Source organism: Brevibacillus sp. M2.1A (assembly GCF_013284355.2).
Lineage (GTDB): Bacteria > Bacillota > Bacilli > Brevibacillales > Brevibacillaceae > Brevibacillus.
Genome location: NZ_JABSUY020000001.1, coordinates 4,395,901 through 4,416,363, shown reverse-complemented (window position 1 = coordinate 4,416,363; position 20,463 = coordinate 4,395,901). Strand labels below are relative to the sequence as shown.

The following is a 20,463-nucleotide window of genomic DNA, read 5'->3' as shown; positions in this document are numbered from 1 at the left end:
GATGGAAGGTCAACGACTGGGAGGACGATACCAAATAGAATCCCGCGTCGGTGGGGGCGGTATGGCCATTGTATACAAGGCCAAAGATTTAATTTTGAATCGTCCAGTGGCAGTCAAAGTGTTGCGTTCACAGTTTGGTACGGACGAAGATTTCGTCAATCGTTTCCGACGTGAAGCGCAGGCGGTGGCGAGCTTATCTCACCCCAATGTGGTTGGGGTGTATGATGTCGGTCAGGATGGCGATACCCATTATATGGTGATGGAGTACATAGAAGGCTATACGTTGAAAGAGGTCATCATTCAACGTGGCGCGCTGCCGGTAGAAGAGGCAGTGCGGATCGCCGAGCAAATTTGCGATGCACTTGATCATGCGCATCAAAACCAGATCATTCATCGAGATATTAAGCCGCATAACATTATGATTGGAAAAAATGGTCGGGTGAAGGTTACGGATTTCGGGATTGCGCGAGCCGTTACTTCCGCAACGATTACGCATACGAATGCGATGCTTGGCTCTGTCCATTATTTTTCGCCAGAGCAGGCACGCGGTGGGATTACCGGGGAAAAATCTGATATTTACTCACTGGGGATCGTCTTGTACGAAATGGTGACAGGTGAACTGCCGTTTTCCGGTGATTCGCCTATATCAGTGGCGCTCAAGCATTTGCAGGAGCCGCTTCCAGAGCCGCGCCAGGTCAATCCGGCTATCCCACAGAGTGTGGAAAATGTCATTTTGAAGGCGCTGGTAAAGGATCCATTTCTCAGATACGCATCCGCGAGTGAAATGCTAGAAGATTTGGAGACCTGCCTGTTCCCGGAACGATTAAACGAAGAAAAGCTGACGTTCCCGGTGGATGAAGAGATGACGCGAGTGGTGCCGATCATCACACCTGACATGCTCGAAGGCCACACCAATGGCAAAACCGGAGGAGCGGGGCGTAGCCGCTATGAGCAGCGTACAGAAGAAGAGGATGTCAAACCAGCAAAGAAACAATGGTGGGTCAAGGCTCTGCTGTGGGTAGGCGGTATCGGACTGTTTTTCGTACTGGCATTCTTCGGATTTAACTTACTGTTGAATCTGTTCCCGTCAGTACCAGAGGCACAGGTCCCTCATGTAGAAGGGATCGAAGTGACTCTCGCTGAGAAAAAGATTCAGGATGCCAAACTTGTTGCCCGTATCGTCGAGGAAGCCAACGATACGATAGAAAAGGGAATGGTGATTCGTCAGGACCCTGCACCTCCCATGCGATTAAAGGAAAATTCCGTTGTGACCTTGTTTGTAAGCAAAGGACAACAAGAGATCAACATGCCAAATCTGGTTACGTTGCCGCGGGCAACAGCAGAGGAAGCATTGAAAAGCAATGGTTTTAAACTGGAGAATGTCACTTTCGTAGAGGAAGAGGACGACAAGGCCGAGGTAGGAACGGTTATCAAGCAGTCCCCAGCCGCCAATGAAAAGGTGTTCCCGATCAAAACGAATGTGACGGTCACGATTAGTAAAGGAAAAGCCTTCGTGAAAATGCCGGATGTCCGGAATAAATCCGTAGAGGCTGCGCAAGTAGAATTGTTCAAAAAAGGGCTGTCTGTCGGGAAAATCACCGAAGTGCCTACTTATACAACCGACAAACCAGGCATTGTTCTCAGCACTCACCCATACGATCCAGGAATGGATGTGCAAAAGGACGTAGCGATTCCACTTGAGGTCAGCAATGGCCAATATCCGCAGGACGCCAAGACCGGGACTTCACCTGTCTATCTCGATGTGATGCCTGGTGATACATTGGAAGTGCAAATTGAAGTAACGGATGCCAGCGGTACGAAGGTTGTGCAGACTGAGACGGTTACTGAAAGCAAAGAATACAACGTGCAATACGTAGTGTCGCCTCAAAAAGATGCGTTGATCAGGCTGTTGGTCAAAGGGCCGAACATGAACAACTTTATGGAGGCACAAAAGTATTCGATTTCCTATAGCAGCTTGCCATAGTGTAGTGGAGGGACATGAATGCCAGAAGGACGGATTGTGAAAGCGCTCAGCGGTTTCTATTATGTAGCCGACGAAGGGCGAATCTACAGTTGCCGTGCACGAGGGCTCTTCAAGAAAAAAGACGCAAAAGTAAACCCACTGGTTGGGGATTGGGTCGTCTACGATGTGATCAATGAGGAAGAAGGCTATATCATGGAGGTGGGCGAACGGACGAATGAGTTGGTTCGTCCGCCCATTTCCAATGTGGATCAGGCGGTACTTGTCTTCTCGATGTACAAGCCGACGTTCAGTCCGTTGCTGTTGGACAAGTTCCTGACGCACACGGAGCATGCAGGGATTGATTCCGTGATTGTCTTATCCAAAGCCGATCAAGTGTCGGAAGAAGAGGTAACCGAAATCGTGGAGAAGTATGAAGCGATCGGGTACCGCGTGATTCCGACCTCCACGGCCGATGAGCGTGGTGTAGAGGACGTGCGTGAGATTTTGCGGGACCGTATTTCGGTTTTTGCCGGTCAGTCAGGTGTAGGCAAATCCTCTCTGATCAACATGCTGTTCCCGGGTGTCAGCCTGCAGACAGGAGATGTCAGCCAAAAGCTCGGACGTGGAAAGCATACAACGCGTCATGTCGAGCTGATTCCGCTTGCGGGCGGCGGCTATGTGGCAGACACACCGGGCTTCAGTTCACTGGAATTTATCGATTTCTCCGAGCTTGACCTGGCGGAATCCTTCCGGGACTTTGCCGATCGCAGCTCGGAATGCAAGTTCCGTGGCTGTCTACACGTAAGCGAGCCAGCTTGTGCTGTTCAGGCCGCGCTGGAGGCTGGAGAGATCAGCGAACAGCGCTACGAGCACTACAAACAATTCCGCGACGAGCTAAAAGAATACCAACGGAGGAACAAACCATGGTAAAAATCGCACCTTCTATCCTATCTGCTGATTTTGCCCGTCTGGGTGAAGAAATTCTCGATGTCGAGAAGGGAGGAGCTGACTGGATTCACGTGGATGTGATGGATGGACACTTCGTTCCAAACATTACGATCGGTCCTCTGATTGTGGAGGCGATTCGCCCAGTGACCAAGCTGCCTCTCGATGTGCACTTGATGATTGAGGAACCAGATCGCTACATTCCGCAATTCGCGAAAAGTGGGGCAGACTGGATTACAGTTCATCAGGAAGCATGCCGTCATCTGCATCGCACGCTGTACTTGATCAAGGAGCAAGGGGTGAAAGCGGGAGTGGTATTGAACCCGGCTACACCGATTTCCACGATCGAGCCAGTCCTCGCTGATTTAGATATGGTTCTCCTTATGACAGTGAACCCTGGTTTTGGTGGACAAAAGTTCATTCACAGCGTTGTGCCAAAGGTTGCCCAGTTGCGTCAAATGCTGAACGAGCGTGGCTTGGGGCATGTGGAAATCGAAATCGATGGCGGTGTCAATGCACAAACAGCACGTTTGTGCGAGGAAGCAGGTGCCACTGTCCTCGTTGCGGGAAGCGCCGTATTCAATCAGGAAAATCGCGGTCAAGCAATCGCTGCAATTCGTGGACAATAAGAAAAACACTTAGCTCCTGTAAGCTGACGACGATATGCAATCGGCGTCAGCTTTTTTGTGCCTTCCTCTGTTTATAATCGGTTTGTAATCATCTGAATATTATAACTAATTATATGATAAATCAATTAATAATAAAAATAAAAGTATAATTATCGTTCGTATTACAAATTGAATAAAATTGAATTATTCTTGCTATAACAAGGATTTTTGGGTATATATGGTAAAAGTTAATTAACAAAAATAAAACATTTTGGAAAATATTGCTTTTTAATAAATATAATGATTAAATCAAACTATCCAGATAGATGGTAAAAATTTCCTATCTGAGAGATACTGGCCAGTATCAAGAAATGTTTCTCGCCCTCTAAAAAAAATCAGGAGTTGATCATGTATGAAATCGTTATGGAAAAACAGTGTAGCGGTTCTCACCATTCTCTCCATTCTGCCATTTTCACAAGCTGCCGTGCATGCTGAACAAAAACATTCGGAGTCGATCACGGCTTCTCAAGTAGACGTGCAAACGAAAAAATTGTCTATCGAAAAAGAAAGTACATTGTCAGCGGCTGAACGAGCTTTCGTAGGGAAAGTAAAGGCGAAGAAGGGTGTACATCGCCAAGGTGACTTGTATGTAGTCTCCCGTGGTGAAGTGCCTACCTCTGGCTATGGTTTGAAGGTTGTTGGAACAGAGCAAGGATGGGAAATGCTCACGGTATATGTAGAGCTGACAAATCCTGCTCCAGAAGATATTACAATGCCAGCGGTGCACACACCTTATATCATAGTACGGGCAAGCCTACCGCCTTACACAACAATGGTGTTTATGGATGCAAAAACTGATAAGGTGCTGTTCCAATAAACGTGAAAAAGGCCGGATGATTATATCCGGTCTTTTCTAGTCGGGACATGCTGTTGTGGGCGCCAATCTAATAAAAATGCCCCTTTGGATTTGATTCCAAGGGGGCTCGTCGCAGAGTTGCTATTTTTATGTATGATGAATGGTAATTAAGGCTGATTCGAGGTTACATACGTACCGGCGATCAAATCATGGATCGAGCGTTTATCCTGGCGAACAGCAATCATGATGGCGCTGACGATGATACCAAGACCGAGTGTAATGACGTACACGATTCCTCCGACCAAGTTGCGTAACAGCATAGTTCCGACTCCTACCGGCTCTCCATCGATTCGGGCGATGCGAATACCGACAATTCTTTTTCCCACCGTATAGCCATGCCAAAATACAGGTACGAGTAGGCTGTAGAGCGAGGAGATAATATTGGTAACAAGATTGTCTTCTGTATTGCCTGTAATGATATAGGTGATCAGTAGTAGCGGTAGTCCGACAATGATTGCATCTAGCAGACCGGCACCGAGTCGGAGCCAAAATCCTACGGGATTGCTTGGCGATGTGGTGATTGATTCCATGTTTTCCCTCTCCTTGTTATTCGAATAGGAATATATATGATTGCCCATTCAAAAATAGTGCAGATAAGGCTCCGTCGTTAAGTAGACGGAGCCTTAATTTTCCATAAAATTATACACCTGTAAAATTATTATGACAAGGTTAAAAACATCCGAAGCATGACGGCAATCCTGCCAGGAATAGCGTCAATGACGATATGCTCATGAGAAGCGTGGGCTCCATCACCAACAGGTCCCAAACCGTCAAGTGTTGGTGTTCCGGCATCAGCGGCGAAGTTTCCATCGCTTGTTCCACCGACACCTTGCTCCGTCAATTCAAAACCTTCCAGACGCGCTTGTTCCTGTGCGTGCAAGAACAGTTGCTCGGTACCAGCGGTTCGTTCCATAGGAGGTTTGGTGATTCCGCCTTCCACGAACAGCTTGGCTTCCGGATGGACAGGGGTCAGTTGATTCATCAATCGGGTAATGCGTTCGCTTTCCTCGCGACTTTGGATACGGACATCAATTTCAGTCATGGCAAAGTCAGGCACGACATTTGATGCACTTCCACCTGTAATGGTGCCGACAGACAAGGTTGTGCCCGCTTCATAATTCGTAAACGATTGAATCGCGAGGACGTGGTGAGCCAGCTCAGCAATCGCATTGATCCCCTTGGCGTGATCATTGCCTGCGTGTGCAGCGCGGCCTGTTACTTTCAGAATGAAGTCTCCGCCGCCTTTGCGGCTTGTTTTCAAAGAGCCATCTCCAGCAGCGGGCTCCAGTACCAATGCATATTTACTTCTTTTTGCTTCCTCTCGAATGAGCATTTCGGAGGAAACACTGCCGATCTCTTCATCGGTGTTCCAAAAAAAGACGAGCTTATGTTTGGGCGAAAGATTATGTTCCATCATGGCACGCAGGGCGAAATAGCTAAAAACGATCCCTGCTTTCATGTCGTATGTACCAGGCCCATAGAGTCGGCCATTTTCCTCGCGACAAGGCTCAACAGCTAATGTTCCAATCTCTTTTACGGTATCGAAGTGACCGAGAATGAGGATTTGTTCATCGCCATTTCCATACTCCATGCGCAGCTGATTTCCGTATTGCTCTTGTGGCAAGCTCTCCACCCGACATCCCAATTGGCGAAAGCGTTCTGCGATCAGGCTGCCTAATTGATCGACAGCTTTCTTGTTATGGGTGGGTGTTTCCATCTCTACATATGTACGCAGTTCCTCAATAATTTCTGGGAGCTGCTGCCGAAAATAGGACGTCCAATTTTTCTCCATGTCAGCCTCCTGTAAATCCTTTTACTAGCACTATAAAGCCTTGTTTGATTTTCTGCCACAAAAATAAAGATTTGTACATAAAATTCTGTATATTCCGTGTTTAAAACACAAGTAAAAAATGATTGAAATTGTTCAGATTATGAGTAAAATAATCATTGTGATGCATAAATATAAGTTTTCATGCAAATTAATGCTACGAATAGACTGCTTTATGCGTAAAAATCATAACAACGGGGGTTTCATCATGAAGAAAACAAAATCATTTATTTCTCTGGCACTTACTTCCATGCTTGCGGCAGTGGTAATCGCCGGATGTGGTACAGGCAATCAAACCGCAACAGGACAAGCACCTGCACCTTCTGCTGGAGACAAGAAAACATTGGTCATGGCTACTTCTGCGGACTATAAGCCGTATGAATATCACGATCTGAGCAGTGGAAAAGACGAGATTGTCGGCTTTGACATTGATATCGCGAAATACATTGCAAAAGAGCTCGGCTACGAACTGCAAATTAACGACATGAACTTTGACGGACTTATTCCGGCGCTGCAAACGAATCGCGCGGATTTCGTTATGGCGGGCATGACAGCAACACCTGAGCGCGAGAAGAACGCTGATTTCTCTACCATCTATTACGATGCGAAAAATACAATCGTAGCAAAGAAAGACAGCAATCTGACCAAGCCTGAGCAATTGGCTGGCAAAAAAGTGGCGGTACAGCTCGGCTCTATTCAGGAAGGGGCAGCAAAAGAACTTGCAAAGACTGTTTCCGGCTTGCAGATCACTTCACTGAACAAGCTGCCTGAGATCGTCGAAGAAGTAAAAGCGGGCCGCGTAGATGCTGCCATTATTGAGGACACGGTAGCGAAAGGCTTCGTGGCAAACAATGACTCTCTGCAATTCACCACAATGGAAGAAAATGAAAAGAATGGCTCCGCTGTTGCGTTCCCAAAAGGATCGCCGCACGTACAGAAATTTAATGAAGTGATTAAAAAGATGCAAGAAAACGGAGAAATGGACAAGCTGATTCAAAAATGGTTCGGTCAATAATCTCTCCAGACAACGAAGAATAACTGTATAAGCAGCAAGAGGGGAGAATGGGCATGAATTTGGATTTTGAACAAATCGTGCCCTATATTCCTTTCATATTGGAAGGGATAAAGGGCACGCTACTTGTTACCTTGATTTCGGTTGTATTAGGATTTTTCTGGGGCTCCATCCTCGCACTCATTAAAATTTCGAATGTAAAATTGCTGAACTGGCTCGCGGTTGCCTACACGTCTGTTTTCCGCGGGACACCTTTGATTTTGCAGCTGACTTTTGTATATTTTGCAACGCCACAGCTTACTGGCTACAATATTTCACAACTGGAAGCAGCTGTTTTGACGTTTACATTAAACTCAGGTGCATACATTTCCGAGACTATTCGTGGTGGAATTTTGGCGGTGGATAAAGGGCAGTGGGAAGCGGCCAAAGCGCTTGGGGTACCTTATCACCGGATGATGCTCGACATTATTTTGCCGCAGGCTGTCAAAAATATCTTGCCTGCTCTTGTCAATGAAACAATTGCACTCTTGAAGGAATCCGCACTCGTTTCCACGATTGGTCTTGCAGACATCATGCAGAACGCGAATGTGGTCAAAGGCACCATCTTCCGCTATTTTGAGCCATACATGATGGCCGGTATCCTGTACTATGTCATGGTTATGATCCTGACTTGGGTAGCTCGCGTACTGGAACGGAGGATGAGACTCAGTGATTAAGATCGATAACATTACGAAGTCATTTGGGCAACTGAATGTGTTGAAGGGCATCACGACGAACATCGGTAAAGGGGAGGTTGTCGCCATCATCGGTCCATCTGGATCGGGGAAGTCTACGCTATTGCGTTGCATCAACCTGATGGAGACACCAACGACGGGTACCATTACAATCAACGGACAGGAAATCACCGCGCCAAAAGCCGACGTGATGGGCATTCGCCAACAAATCGGGATGGTTTTCCAGCATTTTCACCTGTTTCCGCATATGACAGTGTTAAAGAACTTGACCTATGCTCCGATGAAAGTAAAAGGCATGTCTGCGGCGGAAGCGGAAAAAAAGGCGAGAGAACTATTGGCGCGCGTAGGACTAGCAGACAAAGCGGATGTCTTTCCATCACGTTTGTCAGGTGGTCAGAAGCAGCGTGTAGCCATTGCCCGATCACTTGTGATGGAACCGCAAATCATGCTGTTTGACGAGCCGACCTCTGCCCTCGACCCAGAGATGGTCAAGGAGGTTTTGGAGGTTATGAAGGGGCTCGCTGATAGCGGAATGACCATGGCAATCGTCACGCATGAAATGCGCTTTGCCGAAGAGGTGTCAGATCGTATTTTATTCCTCGATGATGGTCGTCTCTTGGAGGATACGCCACCAGAAGAGTTTTTCCAAAAGCCAAGAAGTGAACGTGCCCAGCAGTTTTTGGAGAAGGTTCGGTAATACAACTAGCCGCAGCGCCGATGAGGCAGCGGCTTTTTTCTTTGACACGAGCATAGACTTGGGCTAGAATCAGAAACATTATCAGTGTAAAAAATTTTTTATTTATTCTATTTTGGGGAGTGACTATTTTGGATCGTCAACGATTGGTCATTTTGTTGGAAATGGCGATGATGGCGGCTCTTGCAATTGTTTTTAGTCAGATCAAGGTCTTCGATATGCCACAGGGTGGCTCTGTGTCCCTGGTGATGGTACCAATCGCGTTGATCGCTGTTCGCCGTGGACTCGCTGCTGGTGTCATGACAGGGCTTGTTGTCGGATTTCTTCAATTGTTCTTGGGCAGTACAGTTGTCCATCCGGTTCAGCTGTTGCTGGATTATCCTCTTGCTTTTGGGGCGCTTGGTCTCGCTGGGCTTTTTCGCTTGTCTGGCTACGAAGGAACGAAGCAACGAATCATGGTACTGTGGAGCGGCTTGCTCATCGGCGTGATTGGACGATTTGTCTGCCATTTTCTATCGGGTGTTATTTGGTTTGGCAGCTACGCGCCAGAAGGTGTACCAGTCTGGCAATATTCCCTCATTTATAACATCACGTATCTGTTGCCAGAAATGATTATCGCGGGAGTCGTCTTGACAGTTGTGCTTAGCAGCGCATCGCAGCTGCTGTTTCCTGCACGCGATCGAGTTGCGTAAGAAAAAGGAAAAAATCGGTATCATGTACAAACTATCCACATAATGTAATCAGGCAGCGAGTTTTCGTTGCCTGATTTTTTACTTCTTAGACATATACTTTTTTCAGGTGGCAGGATACATGTTTATCCGACAGCAGAATATGATGTAATATGCACGTTTTTGAGAACACCTAAAGGAGGTGCTTACGCGAAATGGGATTGCGCTCCTATCGCCTGCGACAGGGGGGCGCCTTGCGACGTGTTCTCGGGGTAGCGTTGGCTGTCGGGGGAATCACCATTTTCCTGTATTGGGCACCTCCGTGGGTTTGGTATAGCCTATTGGCATTAGCACTCATAGGGGCCGGCGTGTATTTGTATCGTGTGTAGTAATTTCGGTGAGGAGGGGTAGCATGCGGTTTTACACCATCAAGTTGCCGAAGTTCCTGGGTGGCATGATTCGGGGCATCATCGAGGCGTTCAACAAGAAAAAGTGAAGTCTCGGCCCCGAGCCTCCTTTGGGAGAAGAGTGGAGAAACGGGAGGAAATGCAAAAAAGCACCTCGAGGGTGCTTTTTTTCGCATAGCTGAGATTAACTATACGCGAGTTACGAGACCGGATTTCAGTGCTCGAGTACTTACATAAACGCGCTTCGGTTTTCCATTTACGAGAATGCGCACTTTTTGTACGTTGACACCCCAGGTGCGGCGAGTTGCGCGCATGGAGTGGGAGCGAGCGTTTCCAGCTTTAGCAGATTTACCTGTTACAAAGCAACGACGTGCCATTACGATCCACCTCCCTTGTTACATCTAAACGGGATTTCCTTTGTGGGAAATACAAATACTCGACTATATTAGCACAACATTGCTGTCAATTGCAATACTTGACAAGATGATTTACCCAGTCTTTCTCGTAGGGTTGATAGGATTGACAAAACGCTTCATTTCTATTAAGTGTTAGTGTAGAATTGTAAGGAAGCATGGTTACGCTTACCTATGACGGTCAAGCTGTTTAACAGAGGAGGAGTCCTTGCATGACGGTGGAAATGAATACATCGCTAGGAAAGATCGATGTTACAGAAGATGTGATCGCACGGATTGCTGGAGGCGCGGCCATGGAAGTTTTTGGACTTGTGGGCATGGCTTCTCGCAAAGCGTTGAAAGATGGAATCGCTGAGCTGTTAGGAAGAGACAACCTGAGCAAAGGTGTCGTCGTTCATAACACAAATGGCGAAGTAGTATTGGACATGCACATTATCGTCAGCTATGGCGTGAAAATTTCCGAGGTGGCAGGCAACGTTCAACGCCGTGTTCGATATACCTTGGAGCAAACGGTAGGCATTGATGTGACTGCTGTTAATATTTTTGTGCAGGGAGTTCGTACAGACAGGGATATGTAAGGAGGAACATCAGTTGGTACATACGCGTCTAGATGGCGTGCTGTTTAGCCGGATGGTTTACCTGGGGGCGAACCTTTTATCCGACAACGTCAGAGTAGTGGATGGATTAAACGTCTTTCCTGTGCCGGATGGCGATACGGGGACAAACATGAATTTGACTTTCTCTTCTGGTGTGGAGGAGCTGTCTCGAAAGGAATCCCCCCGAATCACTGAATCGGCTGCTGCTTTGGCAAAAGGTCTGTTAATGGGAGCGCGCGGTAACTCCGGCGTGATTTTGTCCCAGTTATTCCGCGGCTTCAGCAAATCAGTCAATGGAAAAGATGAGGTTAACGCCCGTCAGTTTGCCGATGCCTTGAAAGCTGGTGTTGACTCTGCGTATCAGGCAGTGATGAAGCCGGTAGAAGGCACGATTTTGACTGTTGCCCGTGAAGCGGCGGAGATGGCTGTGCGTGCAGCACGCACGTCAGATGACATTATCTCTGTCATGGAAAAAACATACGAGCAGGCGCAAGCTACGCTGTTGCGTACGCCGGAAATGCTGCCTGTTCTAAAAGAAGTGGGCGTAGTCGACTCAGGTGGACAAGGTCTCTTGTTTATTTATGAAGGGTTTTTGCGAGCATTGCGCGGGGAAGAACTATCCGCCGATCGCGAGCGTTCGGTACCCAAAATCGGTCAGGAAGAGTTGGACAAGCTCATTTCTGAGCAGCATCATGCACAAATCCACATGAAAACAGAAGACATCACGTACGGGTACTGTACGGAGTTTATGGTTCATGTCGCGCATAGCACCGAGCCGAACAAAAAGCCGTTTTCAGAGGCACTGTTTCGCAGTCATCTGGATACAATGGGTGATTCACTACTGGTCGTCTCTGATGAGGAAGTTGTCAAGGTACATATTCATGCAGAGCATCCGGGAAGCGTACTGCAATACGCTCAGCAATTCGGCAGCCTGCATCGACTGAAGATAGAAAACATGCGCGAGCAGCATGCGAACATTCTCAAAGCGGAGGAAAACAAAGGACAGGCGAAGCCAGAAACAGCTGCTAAACCTGCTACAGAGTTGCTTCCATACGGATTGATCGCGGTAGCTGCTGGTGAGGGAATCGCTACGATTCTGCGCAGCATGGGTGTGCATGTGGTAGTAGAGGGCGGCCAAACGATGAACCCGAGCACAGAGGACTTCATGAAGGCCGTCGCAGGACTGAATGCCCAGCACATCATCATCCTGCCAAACAACAGCAATATCATCATGGCAGCACAGCAGGCATCAGAGCTAGCTGAAGTTCCGGTTTCTGTCATACCGACGAAGAGCATTCCGCAGGGGTTGGCAGCACTTGTCAGCTTCCGTGCAGATGCCCAGCCGGAAGCGAACGTGCAAGCGATGACCAAGGCGATTGCTCAGGTGAAAACCGGAATGGTGACGCACGCGGTTCGCGACACGCAAATGGGTGAGGTAGAAATCAAAGAAGGCGATTTTATCGGCATGGCCGAGAAAGAAATCGTCACAGCAAATCCTGACTTGTTAGCTTGCGCAACGACGCTGCTCTTGGGAATGGTGGATGAAGACTCCGAAATCATTACGATTTTCTTAGGGGAAGATGCGACAGAAGATCAAGCTCATGCTTTGGAAAAAGCTTTGTCCGATTCATACCCGGATGTGGAAGTTGAGATCCAGGCAGGCGGTCAACCGTTGTATCCATTCATTTTTTCTGTCGAGTAAAAGCCTATTTTTTGAACGAATGAACAGGGAGAGGAGCGATCGAGAATGCCAATTGTGATTCTTACCGACAGTGCGTCTGATATCGATGCGTCTGTGAGGCAGTCATTGGGGATCGTGGCCGTCCCGTTAAAAATCATGTTTGGGGCGGAAACGTATGTGGACGCGGTCACTATCTCGTCTTCGGAGTTTTTCGATAAGCTGAAGCAATCGAGCGTGATGCCGACAACCTCGCAGCCGTCTCCGCTTGAATTTGCTGAAGCGTACAAAGCGATCCATGAGAAATATGGCAAGGACGTGCAAATCATTGCCATACTCTTATCGGGTTCCTTATCGGGTACGTATCAGTCAGCGATGATCGCCAAGTCGATGTTGGATGAAAATATCGACATTACGGTGATCGATTCTCGCAAAGCCTCATTTGTTCACGGAATGATCTGCGTAGAGGCTGCCAAAGCCGCTCAAGCAGGCAAGAACAAGGAGCAAATTCTGGATCAGATTGATCGTTACTTGGATGAGGTGCAGGTATACTTTATTGTGGATACACTGGAGTTCCTGCAAAAAGGCGGTCGAATCGGCAAAGCATCTGCTGTCATCGGTTCGCTCTTGAACATCAAGCCGATTTTGACACTGGATCCTGCCGGGTACGTCTCTGCTTTTGACAAGGTACGAGGAACGAAGAAAGCTCTGAATCGCGTATTTGAAGCGTTGCAGGAATACGCGCAAGGCGAGCCAGTGAAAATCGCTGTGCTGCACAGCAGTGTTCCCGATCAAGCGGCTGAGCTCTTGGAGCGACTCAAGCAAGAGTTTGCGGTAACGGATTCTTGGTTGGAACAGATTGGTCCGGTGATCGGTACGCATACAGGTCCCGGTCTACTCGGGATCGTCATGGTAAAAGATAGGTAAGGCATATTCAGTATGGAGAGGAGCTTCCCTGAGGCAGGGGGCTTCTTTTTTATACAGAGGTTCTATTAAAACGATTTAAAAGTTATGAAAAATAGGGCGGGGTTATGGTGAATAAGGACGAATTCCTTATTGAGTTGGAAGATATTGTGTATGACTCTCTATTTATTGGCGCTCAGAAAGATGATTTGAATAAAGAAATTTCTGCCAATATGTGGTCTATTTCTTTAAGTATGCAGTTAGCTAGTCAGTTTACAGTTTTTGATTTCCTGAACTTTTTCCATAAAGTAATAGAGAATAGACAACAGCAAATTTTAAAATCAAATAGTGATCATGGAATGCTGTTATATGTTTGGTTCGATTGGCAGGCATCCCAACTAAAATTTAATCTTATATCTCAAATTCATGAAAAACTCCCTTTTAGCGGAAAGATTGAAATCCTTGATGAGCTTGAACCAATCATTAACGAGTTTATTCTCTTTCCTTATCATGATGGAATTCCAATAGTAGAAACAGCAAACGAAGGAAATGATGTTCAAGCAGATTTCGACGGTGAACTAGGCCCCGTAAAGGTATTCCTAATTTCACTTCCAAAGAAAAAATGAAACCGATGAAGTTTGAACGCTTACCGCTGGTTGTGGGACTCAGAGGATTACCGGCTTGACTATCGTTGACGCCCCCTATCTTCTTAGTGGGAGTTTTTTCATTTATCCTGATTTGACCGCATGTTGCCTCCGGAAATCGGTTATGATTGCTTTACGTACAGTTTCCTCTGTAGCGCTTTCAAAGGCTGTAGGATACAATGAGAGTGAATCTTGTTGAACCCCTTGTGATTCGGGAGGAGAACCGGTTGAAGTACAAAAGCGTATTTGATATTATCGGTCCAATTATGGTTGGACCATCTAGCTCCCATACGGCTGGTGCAGCCCGTATCGGTCGTGTGGCTCGCAAGCTGTTTGGCAGAATGCCTTTGCGAGCAGAAATTGTTTTTTACGGCTCATTTGCAAAAACGTATCAAGGACATGGTTCTGATGTGGCGACTGTTGCAGGAATTCTTGACTTTGACACGTCGGATTTGCGTCTGAAAAATTCGCTGGTGATTGCAGAAAAAGCTGGCATGGAAGTGGAGTTGTCCACTTCTGACGTTTTGACAGAGCACCCGAATACGGCGCGGATCAAGCTGTCTGATGATGAGCGTCAGATTGAAATCGTTGGTGTCTCCATTGGTGGCGGGAAGATCGAAGTGTTGGAAGTGAACGGGTTTTCCTTTCAGTTGGGCTTCGATACACCGACGCTCTTGGTTCTGCATGAAGATCGCTTCGGGATGATTGCGGCTGTGGCAAAGGTGCTGACGCAGCACAACATTAATGTGGGACTCATGGAAGTGTCTCGACATACACGCGGTTCGCGTGCTTTGATGGCAATCGAAACGGATTCGACGATCTCCCCGGAAGTACTGGAGGAAATTCGTCAAATTCCCCATATCTTTGACGTATCCCTGCTCGCATTGAACTAAGCAAAAGGACGAGCAGGATTAGAGGAGTGAACAACCAGATGTTTCGTAATGTGGCTGAACTAGTAGAGTTGGCCGAATCCCAGGGGAAGAAGATCTCCGAGGTGATGATTGAAGCAGAAATGGAAGTTTCCCAGCGCAGTCGGGATGCCATTATGCAAGATATGTACGCCAACCTCGATGTAATGGAAAAAGCAGTGCGTCGCGGGCTTACCGAAGATATTCGCTCGCATAGCGGGTTGACGGGCGGCGATGCGAAGAAGCTGCAAACATACATGGAGACCAAGACGTTTTTGTCCGGTCCCACACTTTTGAATGCGGTCTCGATGTCAGTGGCGGTTAATGAAGTAAACGCAGCAATGGGCACGATTGTCGCAACGCCTACAGCAGGAGCATGTGGCATTGTACCAGGCACGTTGTTTGCCGTATCTGACAAGCTGCAGCCGACCCGTGAGGAAATGGTCAATTATTTGTTCACGGCAGGCGCTATCGGGTATTGCATTGCCAATAACGCGTTTATTTCGGGTGCTGCGGGTGGTTGCCAGGCAGAGGTAGGCTCTGCAACAGCTATGGCTGCTGCGGCGATTGTAGAAATGGCTGGCGGTACGCCTGAGGAATCTGCCCAAGCAGTAGCGATCGCGTTGAAAAATATGCTCGGTCTGGTCTGTGACCCCGTAGCCGGACTGGTTGAAGTACCATGTGTCAAACGAAATGCGATGGGAGCAGCGATTGCGACAGTAGCCGCAGATATGGCAATGGCAGGCATCAAGAGCGTAATCCCAACAGATGAAGTCATCGATGCCATGTACCGAATCGGTTGCGCTATGCCGACTACGCTGAAGGAAACCGCACAGGGTGGTCTTGCTGCCACGCAAACGGGTCGCATGATCGAAGCCAAAGTGTTCGGCGTACGGATGGAGAAGTAAGATGGCTGGTGCATATCAATCGCCCGTCTCCCTTTTGCACGGGGTAGGGGAAGAGCGAGCGAAGGCATTTGCAGGACTGGGAATCAACAGCATTGGCGATTTGCTGGAGTATTTCCCGTCTCGCTATGAAGATTACCGTGTGCGCGATTTGACTGAAGTAAAAGACGGAGAGAGGGTCACGCTGGCAGGTACGGTGTACGGCGAACCCTCTGTTCGTTTTTTTGGAAAAAGAAAATCACGACTGTCCGTCAAGGTTGTCATGGACCGTGTCGTGGTGACGGCTGTCTGGTTCAATCAGACGTTTGTCAAAAGCAGGCTGTCGCCAGGCAAGGAAATACTCGTCACGGGAAAATGGGACAAGCACAAGCTACAAATCACAGTGAGCGAAATGACAGAAGTAGACTCCGAACGCGCGACAAAAAGAGGCGAGCTCGCCCCTGTCTATCCACTTGGCGGGGATGTGACGCATACACTGCTGCGCAAAACCATTCAACAGGCGTTGCGTCAATATGGCAAGGAGATACCTGAGATCCTTCCTGCGGATATCGTGGAGCGCTACCGATTGATGCCGCGGAAGGATGCCTTTCATTCGATTCATTTTCCTGAAAATGCGGAAGATGGTCGTCAAGCGCGGCGACGGATTATGTTCGAGGAGCTTTTCTTATTCCAGTTGAAAATGCAAACATTGCGCAAGATTAATCGGCAGCAAACGGAAGGCGTTGCTTTGGCGATTCCGATGGAAGAGGTCCGGGAATTTGTCAAAGGGTTGCCGTTCCCACTGACAGATGCGCAGAAACGAGTAGTAAAAGAAATATTGGACGACATGCGGGCCCCTCATGCGATGAATCGATTGCTGCAAGGGGACGTAGGCTCGGGGAAAACCGTTGTAGCCGCCATCGCGCTGATTGCTGCGGTGAAAGCAGGTTATCAAGGAGCGTTGATGGTACCGACGGAGATTCTCGCCGAGCAGCATGTGCAGTCGTTGACGAAGCTCCTATCCGATTACGGCATTCAAGTTGCGCTCTTATCGGGCTCGCTGACGGCGAAACGTAGACGCGAAGTCATCGGCTCTCTGCAAATGGGGTTAATCGATGTCGTAGTCGGTACCCATGCGCTCATTCAAGAGGATGTCTTTTTTTCTCGTCTTGGTCTCGTGATTACGGACGAGCAGCACCGATTCGGTGTGGAGCAGCGGCGAATTTTACGGAATAAAGGCTTGTCCCCTGATGTCTTGTTTATGACTGCAACGCCAATTCCGAGAACACTGGCAATTACGGCATTTGGCGACATGGACGTTTCTACGATTGATCAAATGCCTGCGGGGCGCAAACCGATTGAGACGACATGGAAAAAGCATGATCAGTTTCCGGCTGTGCTGGAGCAAATGCGGGATGAGCTACGAAAAGGACGACAGGCCTACGTGATTTGTCCGCTTATCGAGGAATCCGAAAAGCTCGATGTGCAAAATGCGATTGATGTACATGCTCAGCTCACACACATTTTCCCTGAATTCGGCGTAGGCCTGATGCATGGGCGACTGCCCGCGAAAGAAAAGGATGCCGTCATGCAAGCCTTTCTTGCCGCAGAGCACGCTGTCCTGGTCAGTACAACGGTCGTAGAGGTCGGTGTGAATGTGCCGAATGCTACCTATATGGTCATCTATGATGCGGAGCGGTTTGGTCTTGCTCAGCTTCACCAATTGCGCGGGCGCGTAGGACGTGGCTCTGAACAGTCATATTGTGTGCTGATCGCCGATCCGAAATCCGAGATTGGAAAAGAGCGGATGCGTGTCATGTGCGAGACGACGGATGGATTTGAGCTGTCGCAGCGCGATTTGGAATTGCGCGGACCGGGTGATTTTTTTGGAACCAAGCAGAGCGGCTTGCCGGAGTTTAAAGTCGCTGATTTATTAAGTGATTACAAAGCGCTGGAGGTAGCGAGACAGGAGACGGTCAAGCTGGTAGCAGAGGACTCCTTCTGGCGTGACGAAAAGTATCACTGGCTGCGTGACTATTTGAAGAATGAGGGCGTACTCGACGGTGTCGTCTTCGATTAAGAAAGGAAAGTCTTCCCACGTTCAAGCGCGTGTGAGAAGGCTTTTTCTTTTGTGGGGTGAAACCTTAAGCAAGCTCTCGACGTCTATCCTCTGTAAGGTAAATTTTTCTAGGAAGCGAGGCGAGTTTTTTGTCTTTGCGAAAAATTCGGGGAATGAGTATGTCCATTGTGTTCGCATTGCTTATCATGACAGGATCCGACTTCGCGCAAGCAACTTCCACGGACAGTCGGATTGCTCAGACTGGCCCATCTCATACGACTAGCCAAACGACAAAGGAATGGAAGCAAAAGGAACTGCCTTACGACTACGCGGCGATGAAAGAAGACGTGGTTATACAGCTAAACGATGCACCACAGCTCCGCTCTCCTCGAAGAACGGTTGTGGGACCTGCACCACAGGCGTACACTATCTTTTTTAAGGAAGCCGTGAACCGTGGAACAGTCGAAGAGGCCATCCGCAAAAATGCCCAGGAAGAGACCAAAAAAGAGGATTTGGGTTTCGTGGAGCCGATTTTTACGTTTCACTGGGTGCACGACCGTCAACTGCAATTGCTGGCTACCCTTCCTGAGCTTGCCAAGGACAGAAGCTGGACGGAATATGTTGTCAGCGTAGCAGGAGCGAAGAAGGTAAAGGGAACCGTCTTTGGCGATACAAATGATTTCTCGGCGGTGGTGTTTGCTCCGTCTCAGATTTGGCGAGTCTCAGTCGATGGCAAGGTGAAAGAGAAAATGACGGACTTTGCCGTCAGGACTCCCATGCAGTTTATCGACCCCGAGGAACGGTATGTGCTACTGGAGCGATTTACAGAATATTGCGAGTGCGATGCCCGTTTCGCCATGCTGTATTCGATTTATGACACACAGACAAAAGAGCTGACTGCTTATCCAGTGGAGCTGACTGACAACTACAGCGGTGCAGGCGATTTCATGGCAGATCGTCGCGGCTTCTTTTTCGCTCATCCACCGAAAGGGACAGAAGTACCGAAAAGCGAGTTTGCCATTCGTGTCAAGGTAGATGGATACGTACATGGAGCCAGCTTTAGCCATGATCGCAAGCATGTATTGATGGCAGTGGGCAAGACCGAACAGAAAAAGGACCTCGATCTGATCGTGTACGATTTGGAGACTGGAAAAGAACGGCGCCTCCCAGGTGTCATCAAAGGATGGGTTCCAACAGACGAGATGAATGGGCAAGTCCAGCCCGTTAGTTTTATGGATGGTGGACGTTACGCGACGTTTGAAATGAGAACAGAGGAAGATAGCTTCGAAGAGCTTCGTCAACGCTACGATTGGCAGTCAGGCAAGGTGATCAGCTGGAATCCACCGGTTCCCAAAGAAGCGTGGTCTGGCTATATTCAGTCGACGGATGGCGCCTATCAAATGTATTGGAATGCAGGAGTGTTTAAGGGCGACGTCAAACTGATGGAAATGAAGCCAGAAGCGGTATGGATTCCAGGCACTCACCATTTGGTTTATATCGATTGGGAAAAAGCTGAACAAGGGGCGGAGTCCGTTTCGTCGCTCTTCCTGTTCGATGCCGATCGTAAGCAACAATCTGTGCTGGTGAAAGGACTGCCAGCAAGTGTATCGATTCTGGGAGCGAGCAACGATGGAAAATGGCTCTACGTCACGACTCCGGACGCATTTGCCCCTTAAGCGTCATATTCCGTTGCCAGCATCGATAAAATGATCAAGGATTCGTAAGTATCGCCTGCTTTTAGGCAATCGCGCAAGGTGCCCTCTATGTGAAACCCTTCGGATACGTAAAGGCTGCGGGCGCGGTCGTTCGTTTCTTTTACATCCAGCCAGAGCCGATGGGCCTTTTGCTCGATAAATGCCCACTGCTTGATCTGACGCAGGATGTTGCGACCGTAGCCGTTCCCCTTTGCTGCGATTGTGATACGGATGAGTTCAATACTTTGATGAGGATTGGTCAGCCCGGCGATGATGACGTAGCCGACGGGGTGGCCTGTTTCTTTTTTCTCGGCAATCATATGGAGGATGTCCGGGTCGCCAAGAGCGTTATGGTGCCGATCTGCGCTCCACGGAATAATGAACGGGGCATTCTCTGGTGCATTTTCTACTTCGCATACGAAAGGAATGTCTGCCGGTGTAGTTCGGCGCAAGTGGATGGTCATGCGTGTATCTCCTCTTTCATTTAACATTGGCTTACCATAATCAGATTGCCGTCGGGATCGCGGAAGTTGAACCAGTGGCCATGCTGGATAGGGGTGACGACTTCGACTCCGCTCTCTTTGAGAAAGGCATAGGAGGCTTCGATATCCAGTGTGTTGAAATGAAACAAGGGGGCATCATCTGTGATACGCTTCGGAAAGATTTTGCTGTCCAGGACGAGTGTCAGTCCACTTTGCAAAGGAATGCAGTATATATGCCCGAACATAATTTCACCGTCTATGGGAATGCCCAAGAGACGGCAGTACCAGTCGCGTGCGCGCTCGATGTCGCTGACGGCTACAAAAATAGCTCCGATTTGGGGGAGCAGAGGGGAAGTCGTTGTCATGTGATAGAGCTCCTTTCAATAGGCGTTTTTTTCACAAGATCGACCCGTCATCATCGTGCACG

Annotated in this window: 23 protein-coding genes; 18 read left to right on the top strand and 5 right to left on the bottom strand. The window is 48.4% G+C overall.

What is annotated here, in order from left to right; translation table 11 throughout:
• The first annotated feature begins 1 nt into the window (after window position 1).
• The 4 genes from pknB (at window position 2) to HP567_RS21170 (ending at window position 4,393) form a co-directional block, all read left to right on the top strand.
• A complete protein-coding gene (pknB, locus tag HP567_RS21185; RefSeq protein ID WP_173608129.1) occupies window positions 2–1,984 on the top strand; it encodes a Stk1 family PASTA domain-containing Ser/Thr kinase in 1,983 nt (660 codons plus the stop codon).
• Between the two features lie 18 nt (window positions 1,985–2,002).
• On the top strand, window positions 2,003–2,893 hold the full coding sequence (gene rsgA / locus HP567_RS21180; RefSeq protein ID WP_173608128.1) for a ribosome small subunit-dependent GTPase A: 891 nt from the start codon (window positions 2,003–2,005) through the stop codon (window positions 2,891–2,893).
• Window positions 2,887–3,537 (top strand): ribulose-phosphate 3-epimerase, encoded by a 651-nt coding sequence (gene rpe, locus HP567_RS21175; protein ID WP_015891988.1) that lies wholly within the window; start codon window positions 2,887–2,889, stop codon window positions 3,535–3,537. The genes rsgA and rpe overlap by 7 nt, the downstream gene beginning before the upstream one ends.
• Before the next feature lie 391 nt (window positions 3,538–3,928).
• A complete protein-coding gene (locus tag HP567_RS21170; protein ID WP_173608127.1) occupies window positions 3,929–4,393 on the top strand; it encodes a protease complex subunit PrcB family protein in 465 nt (154 codons plus the stop codon).
• 146 nt (window positions 4,394–4,539) lie between these two features.
• Here the strand turns inward: HP567_RS21170 and HP567_RS21165 are convergent, their stop codons facing one another.
• Complete coding sequence (locus tag HP567_RS21165; protein ID WP_173608126.1) at window positions 4,540–4,962, bottom strand: RDD family protein; 423 nt, start codon at window positions 4,960–4,962, stop codon at window positions 4,540–4,542.
• A 128-nt stretch (window positions 4,963–5,090) separates the two neighbouring features.
• Window positions 5,091–6,224, bottom strand: coding sequence for a M20 family metallopeptidase (locus HP567_RS21160; RefSeq protein ID WP_173608125.1), 1,134 nt, complete (start codon window positions 6,222–6,224; stop codon window positions 5,091–5,093).
• A 244-nt stretch (window positions 6,225–6,468) separates the two neighbouring features.
• On the opposite strand from HP567_RS21160, the gene HP567_RS21155 reads away from it, so the two are divergent.
• From HP567_RS21155 to spoVM, 6 genes are all read left to right on the top strand, one after another.
• Window positions 6,469–7,275, top strand: coding sequence for a transporter substrate-binding domain-containing protein (locus HP567_RS21155; protein ID WP_173608124.1), 807 nt, complete (start codon window positions 6,469–6,471; stop codon window positions 7,273–7,275).
• Between the two features lie 53 nt (window positions 7,276–7,328).
• Window positions 7,329–7,988 (top strand): amino acid ABC transporter permease, encoded by a 660-nt coding sequence (locus tag HP567_RS21150; RefSeq protein WP_173608123.1) that lies wholly within the window; start codon window positions 7,329–7,331, stop codon window positions 7,986–7,988.
• Window positions 7,981–8,703 carry an amino acid ABC transporter ATP-binding protein gene (locus tag HP567_RS21145; protein WP_069849464.1) on the top strand — a complete coding sequence of 241 codons (723 nt, stop codon included), beginning with the start codon at window positions 7,981–7,983 and terminating at the stop codon, window positions 8,701–8,703. Before HP567_RS21150 ends, HP567_RS21145 begins: the two co-directional genes overlap by 8 nt.
• A 128-nt stretch (window positions 8,704–8,831) precedes the next feature.
• Complete coding sequence (gene thiT, locus HP567_RS21140) at window positions 8,832–9,392, top strand: energy-coupled thiamine transporter ThiT (RefSeq protein WP_173608122.1); 561 nt, start codon at window positions 8,832–8,834, stop codon at window positions 9,390–9,392.
• A gap of 191 nt (window positions 9,393–9,583) precedes the next feature.
• Window positions 9,584–9,757 (top strand): hypothetical protein, encoded by a 174-nt coding sequence (locus HP567_RS21135; protein ID WP_007728365.1) that lies wholly within the window; start codon window positions 9,584–9,586, stop codon window positions 9,755–9,757.
• Between the two features lie 23 nt (window positions 9,758–9,780).
• Window positions 9,781–9,864: a stage V sporulation protein SpoVM gene (gene spoVM, locus HP567_RS21130; protein ID WP_005831022.1), complete on the top strand. Its 84-nt coding sequence runs from the start codon at window positions 9,781–9,783 to the stop codon at window positions 9,862–9,864.
• A gap of 99 nt (window positions 9,865–9,963) precedes the next feature.
• Here the strand turns inward: spoVM and rpmB are convergent, their stop codons facing one another.
• A complete protein-coding gene (gene rpmB / locus HP567_RS21125) occupies window positions 9,964–10,152 on the bottom strand; it encodes a 50S ribosomal protein L28 (protein WP_005831020.1) in 189 nt (62 codons plus the stop codon).
• Between the two features lie 248 nt (window positions 10,153–10,400).
• On the opposite strand from rpmB, the gene HP567_RS21120 reads away from it, so the two are divergent.
• The 8 genes from HP567_RS21120 (at window position 10,401) to HP567_RS21085 (ending at window position 19,536) form a co-directional block, all read left to right on the top strand.
• Window positions 10,401–10,766 (top strand): Asp23/Gls24 family envelope stress response protein, encoded by a 366-nt coding sequence (locus tag HP567_RS21120; protein ID WP_007728362.1) that lies wholly within the window; start codon window positions 10,401–10,403, stop codon window positions 10,764–10,766.
• 13 nt (window positions 10,767–10,779) lie between these two features.
• Window positions 10,780–12,486, top strand: a complete 1,707-nt coding sequence (locus tag HP567_RS21115) for a DAK2 domain-containing protein (protein WP_173608121.1) — start codon at window positions 10,780–10,782, stop codon at window positions 12,484–12,486.
• Window positions 12,487–12,531: 45 nt separating this feature from the next.
• Window positions 12,532–13,389, top strand: a complete 858-nt coding sequence (locus HP567_RS21110; protein ID WP_173608120.1) for a DegV family protein — start codon at window positions 12,532–12,534, stop codon at window positions 13,387–13,389.
• 104 nt (window positions 13,390–13,493) lie between these two features.
• A complete protein-coding gene (locus HP567_RS21105) occupies window positions 13,494–13,991 on the top strand; it encodes a hypothetical protein (RefSeq protein ID WP_173608119.1) in 498 nt (165 codons plus the stop codon).
• A gap of 245 nt (window positions 13,992–14,236) precedes the next feature.
• Window positions 14,237–14,902, top strand: coding sequence for an L-serine ammonia-lyase, iron-sulfur-dependent subunit beta (sdaAB, locus tag HP567_RS21100; protein ID WP_173608118.1), 666 nt, complete (start codon window positions 14,237–14,239; stop codon window positions 14,900–14,902).
• 38 nt (window positions 14,903–14,940) lie between these two features.
• Window positions 14,941–15,825 (top strand): L-serine ammonia-lyase, iron-sulfur-dependent, subunit alpha, encoded by an 885-nt coding sequence (sdaAA, locus tag HP567_RS21095; protein ID WP_047068155.1) that lies wholly within the window; start codon window positions 14,941–14,943, stop codon window positions 15,823–15,825.
• Window position 15,826: 1 nt separating this feature from the next.
• Complete coding sequence (gene recG, locus HP567_RS21090) at window positions 15,827–17,881, top strand: ATP-dependent DNA helicase RecG (protein ID WP_173608117.1); 2,055 nt, start codon at window positions 15,827–15,829, stop codon at window positions 17,879–17,881.
• Window positions 17,882–18,039: 158 nt separating this feature from the next.
• On the top strand, window positions 18,040–19,536 hold the full coding sequence (locus tag HP567_RS21085) for a hypothetical protein (RefSeq protein WP_173608381.1): 1,497 nt from the start codon (window positions 18,040–18,042) through the stop codon (window positions 19,534–19,536).
• On the opposite strand, the gene HP567_RS21080 is transcribed toward HP567_RS21085, so the two are convergent.
• Together HP567_RS21080 and HP567_RS21075 are read right to left on the bottom strand one after the other, a co-directional pair.
• A complete protein-coding gene (locus HP567_RS21080; protein ID WP_173608116.1) occupies window positions 19,533–20,018 on the bottom strand; it encodes a GNAT family N-acetyltransferase in 486 nt (161 codons plus the stop codon). The two genes, HP567_RS21085 and HP567_RS21080, sit on opposite strands and share 4 nt — an antisense overlap.
• Window positions 20,019–20,038: 20 nt before the next feature.
• The gene (locus HP567_RS21075) at window positions 20,039–20,401 is read right to left on the bottom strand and encodes a VOC family protein (RefSeq protein ID WP_173608115.1); all 363 of its coding nucleotides are present in this window, start codon (window positions 20,399–20,401) and stop codon (window positions 20,039–20,041) included.
• Between the last annotated feature and the right edge of the window lie 62 nt (window positions 20,402–20,463).

What these genes read in the sequence shown, in the direction of transcription:
- pknB (WP_173608129.1), top strand. Translation starts at nt 2, where the DNA reads ATGGAAGGTCAACGACTGGGAGGACGATACCAAATAGAATCCCGCGTC.
- rpmB (WP_005831020.1), bottom strand. Translation starts at nt 10,152, where the DNA reads ATGGCACGTCGTTGCTTTGTAACAGGTAAATCTGCTAAAGCTGGAAAC.
- HP567_RS21155 (WP_173608124.1), top strand. Translation starts at nt 6,469, where the DNA reads ATGAAGAAAACAAAATCATTTATTTCTCTGGCACTTACTTCCATGCTT.
- rsgA (WP_173608128.1), top strand. Translation starts at nt 2,003, where the DNA reads ATGCCAGAAGGACGGATTGTGAAAGCGCTCAGCGGTTTCTATTATGTA.
- HP567_RS21170 (WP_173608127.1), top strand. Translation starts at nt 3,929, where the DNA reads ATGAAATCGTTATGGAAAAACAGTGTAGCGGTTCTCACCATTCTCTCC.
- rpe (WP_015891988.1), top strand. Translation starts at nt 2,887, where the DNA reads ATGGTAAAAATCGCACCTTCTATCCTATCTGCTGATTTTGCCCGTCTG.
- HP567_RS21160 (WP_173608125.1), bottom strand. Translation starts at nt 6,224, where the DNA reads ATGGAGAAAAATTGGACGTCCTATTTTCGGCAGCAGCTCCCAGAAATT.
- HP567_RS21120 (WP_007728362.1), top strand. Translation starts at nt 10,401, where the DNA reads ATGACGGTGGAAATGAATACATCGCTAGGAAAGATCGATGTTACAGAA.
- HP567_RS21080 (WP_173608116.1), bottom strand. Translation starts at nt 20,018, where the DNA reads ATGACCATCCACTTGCGCCGAACTACACCGGCAGACATTCCTTTCGTA.
- HP567_RS21085 (WP_173608381.1), top strand. Translation starts at nt 18,040, where the DNA reads ATGTCCATTGTGTTCGCATTGCTTATCATGACAGGATCCGACTTCGCG.
- spoVM (WP_005831022.1), top strand. Translation starts at nt 9,781, where the DNA reads ATGCGGTTTTACACCATCAAGTTGCCGAAGTTCCTGGGTGGCATGATT.
- HP567_RS21110 (WP_173608120.1), top strand. Translation starts at nt 12,532, where the DNA reads ATGCCAATTGTGATTCTTACCGACAGTGCGTCTGATATCGATGCGTCT.
- HP567_RS21150 (WP_173608123.1), top strand. Translation starts at nt 7,329, where the DNA reads ATGAATTTGGATTTTGAACAAATCGTGCCCTATATTCCTTTCATATTG.
- sdaAA (WP_047068155.1), top strand. Translation starts at nt 14,941, where the DNA reads ATGTTTCGTAATGTGGCTGAACTAGTAGAGTTGGCCGAATCCCAGGGG.
- HP567_RS21105 (WP_173608119.1), top strand. Translation starts at nt 13,494, where the DNA reads ATGGTGAATAAGGACGAATTCCTTATTGAGTTGGAAGATATTGTGTAT.
- recG (WP_173608117.1), top strand. Translation starts at nt 15,827, where the DNA reads ATGGCTGGTGCATATCAATCGCCCGTCTCCCTTTTGCACGGGGTAGGG.
- HP567_RS21165 (WP_173608126.1), bottom strand. Translation starts at nt 4,962, where the DNA reads ATGGAATCAATCACCACATCGCCAAGCAATCCCGTAGGATTTTGGCTC.
- HP567_RS21075 (WP_173608115.1), bottom strand. Translation starts at nt 20,401, where the DNA reads ATGACAACGACTTCCCCTCTGCTCCCCCAAATCGGAGCTATTTTTGTA.
- HP567_RS21135 (WP_007728365.1), top strand. Translation starts at nt 9,584, where the DNA reads ATGGGATTGCGCTCCTATCGCCTGCGACAGGGGGGCGCCTTGCGACGT.